General features: G+C 58.9%; 22 protein-coding genes. 3 read left to right on the top strand and 19 right to left on the bottom strand.

Features of this window, described 5'->3' with window-relative positions; genetic code table 11:
- Nucleotides 1-19 precede the first annotated feature (19 nt).
- The 6 genes from ACG9DO_RS14175 to leuC all read right to left on the bottom strand — a co-directional run bounded on the left by ACG9DO_RS14175 (nucleotide 20) and on the right by leuC (nucleotide 3,948).
- Entirely contained in the window at nucleotides 20-253 is a 234-nt protein-coding gene (locus tag ACG9DO_RS14175; protein WP_394729040.1) for a BolA/IbaG family iron-sulfur metabolism protein, read from the bottom strand.
- Nucleotides 254-274: 21 nt separating this feature from the next.
- Nucleotides 275-598: a DUF1476 domain-containing protein gene (locus ACG9DO_RS14170; protein WP_394729038.1), complete on the bottom strand. Its 324-nt coding sequence runs from the start codon at nucleotides 596-598 to the stop codon at nucleotides 275-277.
- Nucleotides 599-666: 68 nt separating this feature from the next.
- Nucleotides 667-1,665, bottom strand: a complete 999-nt coding sequence (locus ACG9DO_RS14165) for an NADPH:quinone oxidoreductase family protein (RefSeq protein ID WP_394729036.1) — start codon at nucleotides 1,663-1,665, stop codon at nucleotides 667-669.
- A 43-nt stretch (nucleotides 1,666-1,708) separates the two neighbouring features.
- A complete protein-coding gene (leuD, locus tag ACG9DO_RS14160; RefSeq protein ID WP_394729034.1) occupies nucleotides 1,709-2,314 on the bottom strand; it encodes a 3-isopropylmalate dehydratase small subunit in 606 nt (201 codons plus the stop codon).
- A complete protein-coding gene (locus ACG9DO_RS14155) occupies nucleotides 2,314-2,472 on the bottom strand; it encodes an isopropylmalate isomerase (RefSeq protein ID WP_394729032.1) in 159 nt (52 codons plus the stop codon). Before ACG9DO_RS14155 ends, leuD begins: the two co-directional genes overlap by 1 nt.
- Nucleotides 2,473-2,514: 42 nt before the next feature.
- Nucleotides 2,515-3,948 carry a 3-isopropylmalate dehydratase large subunit gene (leuC, locus tag ACG9DO_RS14150; RefSeq protein ID WP_394729030.1) on the bottom strand — a complete coding sequence of 478 codons (1,434 nt, stop codon included), beginning with the start codon at nucleotides 3,946-3,948 and terminating at the stop codon, nucleotides 2,515-2,517.
- A 119-nt stretch (nucleotides 3,949-4,067) separates the two neighbouring features.
- Here leuC and ACG9DO_RS14145 point away from each other — a divergent pair, with 119 nt between their 5' ends.
- Nucleotides 4,068-4,463, top strand: a complete 396-nt coding sequence (locus tag ACG9DO_RS14145; protein WP_394729028.1) for an acyl-CoA thioesterase — start codon at nucleotides 4,068-4,070, stop codon at nucleotides 4,461-4,463.
- A gap of 85 nt (nucleotides 4,464-4,548) precedes the next feature.
- Here the strand turns inward: ACG9DO_RS14145 and ACG9DO_RS14140 are convergent, their stop codons facing one another.
- On the bottom strand, nucleotides 4,549-4,995 hold the full coding sequence (locus tag ACG9DO_RS14140; RefSeq protein ID WP_394729026.1) for a hypothetical protein: 447 nt from the start codon (nucleotides 4,993-4,995) through the stop codon (nucleotides 4,549-4,551).
- Between the two features lie 163 nt (nucleotides 4,996-5,158).
- On the opposite strand from ACG9DO_RS14140, the gene ACG9DO_RS14135 reads away from it, so the two are divergent.
- Nucleotides 5,159-5,677 carry a sterol desaturase family protein gene (locus tag ACG9DO_RS14135; RefSeq protein ID WP_394729024.1) on the top strand — a complete coding sequence of 173 codons (519 nt, stop codon included), beginning with the start codon at nucleotides 5,159-5,161 and terminating at the stop codon, nucleotides 5,675-5,677.
- 37 nt (nucleotides 5,678-5,714) lie between these two features.
- Here the strand turns inward: ACG9DO_RS14135 and ACG9DO_RS14130 are convergent, their stop codons facing one another.
- From ACG9DO_RS14130 to ACG9DO_RS14075, 12 genes are read right to left on the bottom strand one after another with little or no spacing between them, the layout of a single operon-like run.
- Nucleotides 5,715-7,136, bottom strand: coding sequence for a hypothetical protein (locus tag ACG9DO_RS14130; protein WP_394729022.1), 1,422 nt, complete (start codon nucleotides 7,134-7,136; stop codon nucleotides 5,715-5,717).
- Nucleotides 7,137-7,179: 43 nt separating this feature from the next.
- A complete protein-coding gene (locus ACG9DO_RS14125; RefSeq protein ID WP_394729020.1) occupies nucleotides 7,180-7,527 on the bottom strand; it encodes a YbaN family protein in 348 nt (115 codons plus the stop codon).
- Nucleotide 7,528: 1 nt separating this feature from the next.
- Nucleotides 7,529-7,963 carry a SufE family protein gene (locus tag ACG9DO_RS14120; protein ID WP_394729018.1) on the bottom strand — a complete coding sequence of 145 codons (435 nt, stop codon included), beginning with the start codon at nucleotides 7,961-7,963 and terminating at the stop codon, nucleotides 7,529-7,531.
- 24 nt (nucleotides 7,964-7,987) lie between these two features.
- Nucleotides 7,988-8,221 (bottom strand): hypothetical protein, encoded by a 234-nt coding sequence (locus ACG9DO_RS14115; RefSeq protein ID WP_394729016.1) that lies wholly within the window; start codon nucleotides 8,219-8,221, stop codon nucleotides 7,988-7,990.
- Between the two features lie 41 nt (nucleotides 8,222-8,262).
- Complete coding sequence (locus tag ACG9DO_RS14110; protein WP_394729014.1) at nucleotides 8,263-8,538, bottom strand: hypothetical protein; 276 nt, start codon at nucleotides 8,536-8,538, stop codon at nucleotides 8,263-8,265.
- On the bottom strand, nucleotides 8,535-8,834 hold the full coding sequence (locus ACG9DO_RS14105) for a hypothetical protein (RefSeq protein WP_394729012.1): 300 nt from the start codon (nucleotides 8,832-8,834) through the stop codon (nucleotides 8,535-8,537). Before ACG9DO_RS14105 ends, ACG9DO_RS14110 begins: the two co-directional genes overlap by 4 nt.
- Nucleotides 8,834-9,157, bottom strand: coding sequence for a hypothetical protein (locus tag ACG9DO_RS14100; protein WP_394729010.1), 324 nt, complete (start codon nucleotides 9,155-9,157; stop codon nucleotides 8,834-8,836). Before ACG9DO_RS14100 ends, ACG9DO_RS14105 begins: the two co-directional genes overlap by 1 nt.
- Nucleotides 9,154-9,471 carry a hypothetical protein gene (locus ACG9DO_RS14095; protein ID WP_394729008.1) on the bottom strand — a complete coding sequence of 106 codons (318 nt, stop codon included), beginning with the start codon at nucleotides 9,469-9,471 and terminating at the stop codon, nucleotides 9,154-9,156. The genes ACG9DO_RS14100 and ACG9DO_RS14095 overlap by 4 nt, the downstream gene beginning before the upstream one ends.
- A gap of 27 nt (nucleotides 9,472-9,498) precedes the next feature.
- Nucleotides 9,499-9,879 (bottom strand): envelope stress response membrane protein PspC, encoded by a 381-nt coding sequence (pspC, locus tag ACG9DO_RS14090; RefSeq protein WP_394729006.1) that lies wholly within the window; start codon nucleotides 9,877-9,879, stop codon nucleotides 9,499-9,501.
- A complete protein-coding gene (gene pspB / locus ACG9DO_RS14085; RefSeq protein WP_394731278.1) occupies nucleotides 9,876-10,172 on the bottom strand; it encodes an envelope stress response membrane protein PspB in 297 nt (98 codons plus the stop codon). The genes pspC and pspB overlap by 4 nt, the downstream gene beginning before the upstream one ends.
- A gap of 9 nt (nucleotides 10,173-10,181) precedes the next feature.
- Nucleotides 10,182-11,156 carry a phage shock protein PspA gene (gene pspA, locus ACG9DO_RS14080; protein ID WP_394729004.1) on the bottom strand — a complete coding sequence of 325 codons (975 nt, stop codon included), beginning with the start codon at nucleotides 11,154-11,156 and terminating at the stop codon, nucleotides 10,182-10,184.
- Nucleotides 11,153-11,320 carry a hypothetical protein gene (locus ACG9DO_RS14075; RefSeq protein ID WP_394729002.1) on the bottom strand — a complete coding sequence of 56 codons (168 nt, stop codon included), beginning with the start codon at nucleotides 11,318-11,320 and terminating at the stop codon, nucleotides 11,153-11,155. Before ACG9DO_RS14075 ends, pspA begins: the two co-directional genes overlap by 4 nt.
- 152 nt (nucleotides 11,321-11,472) lie before the next feature.
- Here ACG9DO_RS14075 and pspF point away from each other — a divergent pair, with 152 nt between their 5' ends.
- On the top strand, nucleotides 11,473-12,531 hold the full coding sequence (pspF, locus tag ACG9DO_RS14070) for a phage shock protein operon transcriptional activator (RefSeq protein WP_394729000.1): 1,059 nt from the start codon (nucleotides 11,473-11,475) through the stop codon (nucleotides 12,529-12,531).

Genomic DNA, 12,531 nt, shown 5'->3' with positions numbered 1-12,531 from the left:
CCGGTAGAATTGATGCAGCTTAGTTGGGAGCGGCAGTGCTCAGTTGCAAGGCGTGAAGCACTCCTCCCATCCGCCCGCCGAGCGCATCGTAGACCATCTTGTGCTGCTGGACGCGGTTCTTGCCAGCAAACTGCGGGGCAGTGACCTTCGCAGCCCAGTGGTCATTGTCGCCGGCAAGGTCCGTCATCACGACCTCTGCCCCCGGCAAGGCGTCGGTGATTGCCCGAGTGATTTCGTCTGCGCTCATTGGCATGGTGCGATGGTCCTGTTCCGATCAGCCTTCGCTCATGAACTGGCGGCGCGCTTCAACGGCGCATTCTTCCAGTTTTGCGCGAATGTCGGCTTCGCTTACGTCAGCATCAGCGGCAGTCAGATCGCCAAGCAGCTTGCGGACCACGTCTTCATCGCCAGCTTCCTCGAAGTCAGCCTGGACAACCGCTTTCTTGTAGGCGTCGGTTTCCTCTGCCGTCAGGCCCATCAGGCTCGCGGCCCATTCGCCAAGCAGACGGTTGCGCCGTGCCGCGATCTTGAACGCGGTTTCCTCGTCAAAGGCGAACTTGGCTTCTTCGCCGCGCTCGCGGTCTTTGAAATCGGTCATAGTGTGTCCCCTTGGGAATGGCTCTTGATAGGCAAAATAGGGCGCGTGGGCGCAGGCTACAAGCTGGATTAGTCCATCGTCACCACAAGCTTGCCCACCGCCTGGCGGCTTTCGAGCTTCGCGATCGCTTCACCGCCCCGTGCGAGCGGGAAAGTCTCGGAAATAAGCGGATCGATCTTGCCGTCTTGCATAAGCTGGAACAGTTCTTTGACCTGCGCGACGAATTTTTGCGGTTCGCGCGCGGTGAACGCGCCCCAGAAGACGCCGCAGATGTCGCAGCTTTTCAGCAGTGTCAGGTTCAGTGGCATCTTCGCGATACCAGCCGGGAAGCCGACCACCAGAAAGCGCCCCTCCCACGCGATCGAGCGCAGAGCAGGCTCTGAATATTGCCCGCCGACGATATCATAGACGATGTTCGCGCCTTCCGGACCGCAGGCTGCCTTGAACGCGTTGGCGAGTTCCTTCGACGCATCCTTGTCCATCTCGCCTTTGGGGTAGATGACGACTTCATCCGCGCCAGCCTTGCGCGCGACTTCGCCTTTCTCTTCCGAAGAGACAGCGGCCACCACGCGCGCGCCAAACGCCTTGGCGAGCTCGACGGCCGAGAGACCCACACCGCCCGCGGCGCCCAGCACAAGCACGGTATCGCCCGCCTTGATGTGGCCGCGATCCTTGAGGCCATGGATCGTTGTGCCATAGGTCATCAGCAAGGATGCCGCTTTCTCGAACGGAACGCCGTCTGGCACCGGGAACATGCGGCCCGCTGGCGCGACGACCTTTTCCGCGAGGCCGCCATTGCCGATCCCCGCCATGACGCGGTCGCCCGGCTTGAAGTTTTCGACGCCTTCGCCAACCGCTTCGACCACGCCCGCGATTTCGCCACCAGGCGCGAACGGACGCTCCGGCTTGAACTGGTAGAGGTCGCGAATAATCAGCGTATCGGGAAAGTTGATCGCGCAGGCCTTTACATCGACCAGCACTTCGCCTTTGCCGGGGGCAGGGACCTCCACTTCATCAAGCGTGAGCGTTTCCGGTCCGCCAATGGCGTGCGTGCGTAGAGCTTTCATGGTCCTTGCTCCTCCCCTGTCTTGTCTTTCAGTGCCGCAGCTCTCAGGCCGCAGCTTGAGTACCCTTGGCGACCCACGGCATTGCAGCGGCGCGCCTTGCCTCATAATCTCCGATGGTCGCGTCGCTTTGCAAGGTGATGCCCACTTCATCAAGCCCGTTCATCAGGCAGTGCTTGCGAAATGGGTCCACCTCGAATGTGAAGCGATCCTGGTAGGGCGTAGTGACTGTCTGACTATCCAGATCAATGGTGATTTCCTGTTCTTCCGCCGCGACTTCCAGCAGACGGTCGACCTGCTCTTGCGGCAGCGCTACAGTCAGAATGCCGTTCTTGAACGCATTGCCGGAGAAAATGTCGGAGAAGCTCGGCGCGATCACGGCTTTCACGCCCATGTCAAGCAATGCCCACGCGGCATGCTCACGGCTGGAGCCGCAGCCGAAATTATCGCCTGCGATGAGGATCGGACTGCCGGAATAACGCGGATCGTCGAATACATTGCCGTCCTGCGCGCGCACGCTTTCAAATGCGCCCTGGCCAAGCCCTTCGCGGGTGATCGTCTTGAGCCATTCGGCTGAGATGATCACGTCCGTATCGACGTTCTTGGCGCCGAAGGGATAGGCCTTGCCTTCGATGTTTGCGACAGCGTCCATCAGTCCGTCTCCGGATTTTCGCCGGACGGGATCTTGCCGGGCTGAGTCGGCGTGTTCTTCGACTGCTTCTTGCGTTTACCTGCATAAAGCAGCGCTGCGGCGATGGCGGCGGAACCGATGGCCCCGGCTGCGATGGCGGCTTTGGATTTCTTGGTCATGTTTATCTCTTGGGGTTGGGGGAGGGGGATAGCAAGAGGTTGTCAGTCGGCAAATTCGCGCACGTCGGCGAGATGCCCTGCAACAGCGGCTGCTGCCGCCATCGCGGGTGAGACCAGATGTGTCCGCGCGCCCGGCCCCTGGCGGCCGACGAAATTGCGGTTGGATGTCGAGGCGCAGCGCTCGCCCGGCGGGACCTTGTCTGGGTTCATGCCAAGGCAAGCGGAGCACCCAGGCTCACGCCACTCGAAACCCGCTTCTGTGAAGACCTTGTCGAGGCCCTCTTCCTCGGCCTGCATCTTCACGAGGCCCGATCCGGGAACGACAATCGCCCATTTGACGTTGTCGGCCTTCTTGCGGCCTTTCAGTATCCTGGCCGCGGCGCGCAAGTCTTCGATGCGGCTGTTGGTGCAACTGCCGATGAAGATATTCTCGACCGCAACGTCCTGCATCCGCTGACCGGGGGTGAGGCCCATGTAGTCGAGGCTCTTGGCGGCCGCTGCCTGTTTTGATGCGTCGGCAAAGCTTGCCGGATCAGGCACGACCCCGCCAATCGCGACGACATCTTCCGGGCTCGTGCCCCAGGTTACCGTCGGCTCGACATCGGCGGCGTTGATGGTGACACTCTTTGCGAAAGTCGCGCCATCATCGGTCTTGAGCGTGCGCCAGTATGCGACCGCCTCGTCCCATTCCGCGCCCTTGGGCGCCAAAGGACGACCTTTAAGGTAATTGAAGACCGTATCATCAGGTGCGATCAGGCCAGCGCGTGCGCCCGCCTCGATGCTCATGTTGCAGACGGTCAAGCGCTCCTCGACGCTCATCGCTTCGAACACGGCCCCGCGATACTCGATCACGTGCCCTGTGCCGCCTGCAGTTCCGATCACCCCGATGATGTGGAGGATCAGGTCCTTGGCGCTCACTCCGTTCGAGAGCATTCCCTCAACCCGCACTTCCATCGGTTTCGAGCGCTTCAGGAGCAGCGTTTGCGTTGCCAGCACGTGCTCCACTTCGCTCGAGCCGATCCCGAAAGCGAGAGCCCCCAGACCGCCATGGCTGGCCGTGTGAGAGTCCCCGCAAACGATGGTTGTTCCGGGCAGCGAGAAACCCTGCTCCGGCCCGACGACATGGACGATCCCTTGCGCCGCCGCAGTAGCATCGATGTAGCGGATACCGAATTCGGGTGCGTTCTTCTCCAGCGCGGCAAGTTGTTGCGCGCTCATCGGGTCAGCGATGGGGACCCTGTTGCCGTCAGCATCGAGCCGCGCTGTTGTCGGCAAGTTGTGGTCCGGCACTGCCAGAGTGAGTTCCGGGCGGCGCACCTTGCGCCCCGTCATGCGGAGCGATTCAAACGCCTGCGGGCTGGTCACTTCGTGGACCAGGTGGCGGTCGATATAGAGGATGCTGGTGCCATCGTCGCGCAATTCAACTTCATGCGCATCCCAGATCTTGTCGTACAATGTGCGGGGGGTGTCAGTCATTGCATTGGTTCCTGTTTTGCAGCGCCGATTAGCGGCCAATCGGCAACACTTGCAAGCTGTGTCTCACCAACTGTCGAACAGTCATGGAATTTTCATCCTCCAATGTTTAACTGACAAACATGTCAGCAAAGCCTTTTACATTTCCGATCCGTGTCTTGCCGGAAGACATCGACTTTATGGGACATGTCAATAACGCGCGCTACCTTAACTGGGTGCAGGATGCGGTGCTGGCGCATTGGAACAAACTGGCTCCGGCTGAAGAGGTCGCGAGCAAGGCGTGGGTCGCCTTGAAGCACGAAATCACCTATCGCAAACCCGCCTTCCTTGAAGACGATGTGATCGCGCAGACCGTACTCGACCACTTCCAAGGCGCGCGCGCGTTCTACACCACAGTGATCCGCCGGGGTGAGGAGGTTCTGGCCGAAGTCAAGTCAAGCTGGTGCTGCATCGACGCAGAGACGCTGCGTCCTGCGCGCATCGGTGAACATATGAGAGACTTCTTCTTTCCTGATTAGAGCAGTCCCGGATGATTGGCAAAGGAGCCGACCTTCGTTCTGGAAGATCGGCCCCTCAATGTTTCACTATGAACTCGCTGCAAGATCAGTCGTCGTCACGCCGCCAGTCGCGCTCGTCGCGATCATACCGCGCCTGACGGTCATAGCGCTCGTGCCGATCGTAGCGGTCGTTATATGCATAGCGATCTCGGCGATCATGGCGTCCTGCGAAGCGGATTTCCTGCCGCAGATCGAAACGCAGCTGGTCAACCAGCTTGTCGAGATGCTGTAACTCGCCGCGAGAAAAACCTGCTCTGGCATGGCTGCGGAACTTATACTGGATAAATCCCAGCTGGCGTTCGAAGCGGTGAGCTTCGCCGCGGCTGAGCTGACCGCGATGGAGCGCGCGGTCGATCTCGCGGTCGAGCTGGTTCATCTCAGCGCGGATTTCAGACGGACCCACCCAGCCGTGCGCCGCCTGGGCCGGTACGGCAACACTGAGCGCCATAGTGGCAGCAAGCGCCGGTGCGATCAGTTTGGTCAGTTTGGTCATGTTCGTATTCCTTCACTTCACACGGGCTTGTCCCGTACGTTCATAAATAAGGCGACTTATATGAACAATAGCGATACGAAATGAGGCGTTGGCCAAAATTATTGTAACAATCTGTCGCAGTTAGCGGCTGAATTTGCCGACAAGAGTGTCTATAAAGAAGCTCATGAGATTTCTTGTGCCTTTGCTGGTTATCGTCCTCACTATCCTCGCGATGGAAATGGTCGCCTGGTCGAGTCACAAATACATCATGCACGGCTGGGGCTGGGGCTGGCATCGCGATCACCACGAACCGCATGACAACATGCTGGAGAAAAACGACCTTTACGGCGTCGTAGGCGCAGTGATGAGCATCTCCTGCTTCATGTGGGGCAGCCCGCTGGTTGCTGGCGAATGGGCATGGATGCCTGCGACCTGGATCGGGATCGGCATCCTTGGCTACGGGATCATCTACACGCTGATCCATGACGGGCTGGTGCATCAGCGCTATTTCCGCTGGGTCCCGAAGAAGGGCTATGCCAAGCGGCTGGTGCAGGCGCACAAGCTGCACCATGCGACGATCGGCAAGGAAGGCGGGGTCAGCTTCGGCTTCCTGTTCGCGCGCGATCCGGCAAAGCTCAAGGCTGAGCTGAAACAGCAACGCGAGGCGGGCATCGCCGTGGTGCGCGACAGCGCAGGCGCCTGAAGCTTGCCCACACCGCGCGTTTCGCTGACGGCGAAGCTCAGGAGGATTTGGTGATGTGCTGGGCCACCCACCAGGCGACAAAGCTCACATAGGAGGGCCAGACGTTAAGGCCCTCTCGCGCGGACTGGATGGCAGCTTCCGGTTTCTCCCAATCCTCGCGGTCAAGCAGATACACCTTCCGGTCTTTCTTCCGGTACAGATACCAGCCGCCATCTGTGTCCGGATGATAGGATCCGATATTGCCAGCGATGCCAATAAAATCATTTGGCAGTCCGCATTCGGTGTGCAGAAATTCGGTCGATTTCTTCAGGTCAATATCTGATCCGAACGGGTCACCAAGGACGAGAGTCGACTGATCATTCAGAATATTCTCGACATCATAAGTGCGCATCAGGTCCAGCGTTGCCGGATCCCTGACCCAGCCGATTTCCTTCAGCGCTGCTGCGACCTTGCCGCGTTCCTTGCTGCAGCGTTTGGGGTCAAGGAACTCTCCCATTTCATCGCGCTGGTCTTCCAGATGCGTGTCAATGAAGCGTCGTGCTTGCTGAAGGTCAGCGATGATTCCCGTCTCCGCATCGGGATCAGGCAGCGTGAGTGCAATGGTCTTCAAAAAACGATCCGGCTCACGCGTCGTTTGCGGTGCCGAACCCATAGCGTCGGTGTTTGGCCAGCTGTGCCGGTACGTTCCTTCCCAGCCTATTCGCTTGAGGACGGCTGCGAAGATATAATCGATGACCAGAGCGGCGTACTCGCCATAGCCGTTCTGCATGTCCGCATCGGGGTTGCGCTTGCTTCTTGCCGTGATCAGTTTCTGATGCTCGGCAAACATAGCGTCAGTGGTCTCGAATTGTCCCGTTAAGACTCTGACGTAGAATGTGAATTCCTCGATCCGGTATTTTGGAAATCCACTTTTCGTCCATTGATCGACGCTGTCCTGCCATGGATTAAGATCGAATTCCTTGGGGCCCAGGCAATAGTCCATCAGCACATCCTTGAACCAGGGCTCGTATCCGATATCCAGATCGCCAATCAGCGGGGAGTCCTTGAACTTCTCGCCAAGCAGGCAGGCGGCACATTTGGCGAAATGAATCTCGCGCGGAAATTCGAGTGTCCGATTGTGCTCGGAGCAAACTTCCATCAACCTAGAATATCGTTCCAAGGTCTTGCGGAGATATGTTTCTGCCTGATCGACATCGCCTTGCCCCCAATAGAGACTGGCAAGTCCGAAAGCGTATCGCACTTGGCTCGCGATGTTGTGGACGCCAATCTGCAGGTCCCCCTTTCGGATCTGCTTTTCAGCCAGTTCTGAGATGTTGATACCGCCCGGATCAAATCTTCCTCCTTCCAGCCAATCGTGCCGCAGCCAGAGGAGGTAGTTGATCCGGCTCATTTTGGAGGGATTGATTGCACCAAATCGCCTCCATCGCCGAAAGGCATTCAGAATCTTTTCGATCAGCATGGCTCAGGCGTATGAAACTAATGAGCTTTCCGCAATATTGCTCTCACTCATTCCGCGTCCAGATCCACGGGCCGAACACCAGCAGGATCGCGAGCGAGATCCATACGAAGACCCCGCCCAGCGTTGCCCAGGTGAAGAACACGCCTGCGCTCATCCCGCCTATCGCCATCCACTTCGCCCGGCGCGGGATGGCCCGCCGTTCGTGCCAGTCGCGCACTTGCGGACCCCAGAAGGGATGGTCGAGAATGCGCTGCTCCCAGGCGGGGTTGCTCCGCGCAAAGCAGAACACCGCCACGAGCAGAAACGGTACAGTCGGCATGATCGGCAGGAACGCGCCGAGTGCCGCCAGACCTGTCGTTATGATGCCCCCCGCCAGAAAAAGCGGGCGCATGTCAGCCAGAGCCTGTCTGAGCAGCTTCAGTGCTGCGCGCGATGCGGGCTGCGTGCTGTTTCACCAGCGCTATCATGTTGGGAACGCCCTGTGTGCGATTGGACGAAAGCTGGTTCTTCAAATCGAACGGCTCCAGTGCGGCATGAATATCCATTGACGCGACATCGCTCGCCGGCTTGTCCTGAACCGCGGCAATGACCAGCGCGACTATGCCCTTGGTAATCGCAGCATTGCTGTCTGCCAGGAAATGCAGTTCGCCTGCATCACCAGTCGGATAAACCCACACGCTCGCCGAACAGCCACGCACCAGCGTCGCATCGGTCTTGAGCGGATCGGGCATGTCGTCCAGCTCGCGGCCAAGCTCGATCAGCAGGCGATAGCGTTCATCGCCTTCAAGGAATTCATATTCTTCAGCTATGTCGGATAGGGATCGCATGGCAGCGCATCTAAGCGCTTTCGCTCACAAATCCACCCCGCTGGCGATGGCTTCGAGCTTTTTGATGCGTTCCTTGAGATCAGCGATCTCGATCCGGGCAGCACTCGCGCCGAGCCCGCCTTCGATTTCGTGCGGGGCATTGTCGAGCTCGCGTAGTTTCAGGCTGAGCCAGCCCTGCCATGCCTTGAGCAAGGCGAGGGCGGTTACACACATGCCGACCAGACAGGTCGCAGCGATAATGACGGTTGGTTCCAACATATCCCTGGTGCTCCTCCTCAATAGTCAGGCCCGCCGGGGGCTCAGGCCTGCCTGTCCGTTTCCTTCAGTTTGTCGATCTCGGCAGCGATGCGGCGGGCTTCCACCGCTTCGCTGGAATTCTCATCGGTTGCGATACGCTCCAGCACCTGAATGCGTTCGCGCAGCTCTGTGACTTCGTTTTCGAGCTCCTTCTCGCGCTCACTGGGATGTTCTTCAGCGCGGCGCTCGATCTCTTGCTGAGACCGTTTACGTCGGCCCAGCGCGCCGGACACGGCGGCAATCAGCACAATCAGGACGATCGCAGTTGCCCAGTTCATGCAGTCTTCTCCTGCGATTGTGTCAGCTGATCGATAGTGTCCATGTCACGCAGCTGTTCAATCTGACGCGTCAAGTCGTCAGGGCCATTCTCCGTCACGATCCTCTCCAGCACTCGCACACGTTCTTCCAGGGCGTCCTGGCGTTCGCTGGAAGCGCCGCTGCGTTTGGTTGAGCGATGCTCTTCCATCCACTTCTTGTGCTTCAATGCCTTGCTCACGATGCTGTTTACGGAAATGCCCAGAATCGCGAGGACCACAGTGATGAAAGTGAAGATCAGGACAAGGTCAGAGTCCATCAGTTGACTTCTTTCTTTTCACGGTTGTCGCGCAGGCGATCAATCTCGTGCGTGAGATGGTAGCCGCTATCCGTCACGATCCGTTCAACATTGGCGAGCCGATCTTTCATGGAACCGATCTCTGCGCGCAATTCTGCATTTTCCTGCGTCAAGAGCGTTACGCGTTGCTTTGCTTCTGCATTGTCGCGCGGGTAGACAGCTTTGCCCCAACTGTTTTCCAGTGGATAACCGTTCTTGACCCGCAGCCAGGTTGTGATGACCCAGGCAGCGGAAATGGCCAGACCCAAAACAATCAGCGCTTCGGTAGTGAGCAGTTCATTCATGATGCAGTCTCTTTCTGGTTGATGTTGAGCGGCACGCCCGTGCCTTCTTCGTCTACCCTGCGCTGGTCGCGCAGCGCCTCGATCTGTGTGGCCACGTCATAGCCTTTGTCCGTGACGATCCGTTCGAGGACGCGGACGCGGTCTTCGAGTTGCTGTACCTGACTGGCATATTGCGCGGCCTTTTCTGCGGTCTGCTCAGCTGTGGTGCTGATCTGCATTTGAGCCAGCTTCTGTTTGTGCTTTGCCCAAATCGCTACCATCGGAATGGTGCAACCAAAGACAATCCCTAGAATGGGGATCATAATCGGATCCATTATGGGGTCCCTCCGAATGCGTATTGGTTAGCGCAGGCGCTCGATTTCAGCCGACAGGCGCGGGTTGCTGCTCACATAGTGGTGTTCGACTTCGGCCAGCCTGCGGTCCACATCACGGAAGCGGGCGCGGATTTCACGGGCCGTGCGCTTCGGGCTCTGGCGGACGCGCTGCCAGTACTTCTGTTCGTCGGCGTCCTTGTAAAGATGCGGCGGTTTCTTGCTGAGCAGGATACCGGCAATGAAGTAACCCGGGATCGTTATGCCAGCGAGACCGGCGAAGGTCAGCACGAGGAAGCCAAGGCGAACCCAGAGTGTGTCGACACCGGTGTAGTCGGCAATGCCAGAGCAGACGCCCATCAGCTTGGCATTGGACTTGTCGCGGTAAAGCGTGGTGCGGGGGCTGTTCATCGGGCGGCTCCTTTCTTCTCAGCGAGCAGACGGTCAAGCTCGCGCAATTGCTGGTTGTCGGTTTCCTGATCCGCTTGCAGCCGTGTGATTTCAAAGTCCGGGTTGTCGGCCGCGACCAGGCGCTCGACCGTATCCATCCGCTCGTCGAGGCGGCGCGCAAGCTGGTAAAGCTCGTCCAGCAACACCTCGTCATCGGTCGTGATCGTTGCAGCGGTCTTCCACCGGGTGACATAGTGCAGGATGATCCATGGCAAACCGATGAAGATCACCATAATTGCAAGGACTGGTTCGATTTCCACGGCTTATCCCTCCTGTGTGTTCGTGTCAGAGGCGCTGCCTTTGCCCAACGCCCTCTTCATCTGTTCCAATTCGTCATCGATCGCGTCTGAGCCAGCGAGCGCAGCGATCTCGTCAGCCAGGCTTGGCTTCCCTGACAGGTCAGCGATCGACAAGGCTTCGGCGCGCCCTTCGGCGTAGTCGACCCGGCGCTCCAACTGGTCGAACCGGGCGAGCGCTTCATCGGTGCGTTCGGTGCTCATCAGCGTGCGCAGCTTGACGCGGTTTTCCGCGCTTTCGAGCCTTGCGGCGATCTGGGTCTGACGGCTGCGCGCTTCGCGCAGGCGGTGCTGCAGCTTCTGAATGTCTTCTTCATAGGCGCGCAGCGCATCGTCCAGCACGGCAATTTCCTGCTTGAGCTGGTCCGCCATGTCGGCCGCTTTCTTGCGCTCGACCAGCGCCGCGCGGGCGAGGTCTTCGCGGTCCTTCGACAGCGCCAGCTGCGCTTTCTCGCCCCAATCGGCCTGCAGCCTATCGAGCTTCACCGTGTGGCGATGCATTTCCTTCTGGTCTGCAATCGTGCGCGCCGCACTTGCGCGTACCTCGACCAGCGTCTCCTCCATCTCGAGGATGATCATGCGGATCATCTTGGACGGGTCATCCGCCTTGTCGAGCATGTCGTTGAAGTTGGCTGCGATAATATCGCGGGTACGGCTGAAAATGCCCATGAAGGCTACTCCATCAATAAAACTGTTGCTGCTGCGTTCCTGCTGGGTTTGCGTCGGAGTGGGGCTTTGACGCAAGCGCTCAATTTCCGCATCCAGTCGGGTAACGCGTTTGCCATTCGGGTTTTTGGCAGAAGAGGTTTGGGCCGGAGCATCGGCATCGGGACTGGATCCGACACCGTGGGGACTGCTCGCACCTGATTCACTCAGGGGGGGGACTGAGCGCTCCGGCCCGAGGGGGGACCTTGAGGGGGTATGTTTGTCTTGTTTGCTCATGCCATCTCAACTGAGATCGGCCGGTCAGCCGCATCGCTGTCTGCAAGAGCGAATGCTGGAGCGGCCTGCATCTGCGTTGCCAGAGCAACAAACAGCACCATCGCGCTTATGCTCGCCAGTGAGGCGTGTCCAAGCTTGGTCTGGAAGAAGCTGCGGTCGTACATTGCGGTTTTACTCCATCAGTGTTTGTTCACATATCAGCAAGCCGTGTGCCAAACTTGAAAAAGCATCAAAAAGCAGTGTGTTATAGAAATTCGCAGTTCCTACTATTGGTTTATGTTGCCAAGCATTGGGAATTTTCACTATATCTCGGCACGTGGAGCGCGAAAGTCAATTCATTGGTCAATCCGGGGCCTTCCTCGACGCGGTAGAGCGGGCTTCGCGCGCCGCTCCAATGAGCCGCCCTGTGCTCGTGATTGGCGAACGCGGTACTGGCAAGGAACTCATCGCTGAGCGCCTGCATCGCCTGTCGACCCGGTGGGGGGAGCCGCTCGTCACCATGAACTGCGCGGCGCTTCCTGAAACCCTGATCGAATCCGAACTGTTCGGACACGAAGCCGGTGCCTTTACGGGCGCTACCAAATCACGCGCCGGAAGGTTCGAGGAAGCCGACAAAGGGACGCTATTTCTCGACGAACTGGGCACTTTATCGATGGGCGCGCAGGAACGCTTGCTGCGTGCAGTTGAATATGGCGAAGTCACCCGCATCGGATCTTCGCGCCCGATCCGTGTCGATGTGCGGATCGTTGCGGCGACCAATGACGATTTGCCTGCGCTCGCCGCGAGCGGTGAATTCCGCGCAGATTTGCTTGACCGGCTGAGTTTTGAAGTGATCACTCTGCCGCCGCTGCGGGTGCGCGAGGGCGATATCATTGTGCTGGCAGAATATTTTGGCCGGCGCATGGCATCGGAGCTCGAATGGCACAATTGGCCCGGCTTTGCCCCGATCGTGGTCAAGCAGTTTGAGGACTATGCCTGGCCGGGCAATGTGCGAGAATTGCGCAACGTGGTCGAGCGCGCGGTCTATCGCTGGGACGATCCCGAAACGCCAATTGCCCATGTCCAGTTCGATCCGTTTGACAGCCCGTGGAAGCCGTTCGTGCCGGAACATCGCAAGGCGCTTCACGCCCGTGTGAAGCCTGAGCCTGCGGCCGCTGCAGCCGCGTCTCCCGCGCATAGTGCGGCGCCATCGCTTGATCTTGACGCAGTCGGCGATTTGCGCGGCGCAGTCGAGGCGCATGAACGCATGATTGTCGAGCATGCGCTGGGCAAGCATCGCTGGAACCAGCGCCAGACCGCCAAGGCACTGGGGCTCACCTATGACCAGCTGCGTCATTGCATCAAGAAACACGGTTTGATGCAGGAGGAAAGCTGA

It is taken from the genome of Altererythrobacter sp. GH1-8 (assembly GCF_043702085.1).
In the GTDB taxonomy this organism is placed as follows: Bacteria; Pseudomonadota; Alphaproteobacteria; order Sphingomonadales; family Sphingomonadaceae; genus Erythrobacter.
The sequence above is the reverse complement of the archived record's forward strand: the minus strand, read 5'-3'. Positions and strand labels throughout refer to the sequence as shown.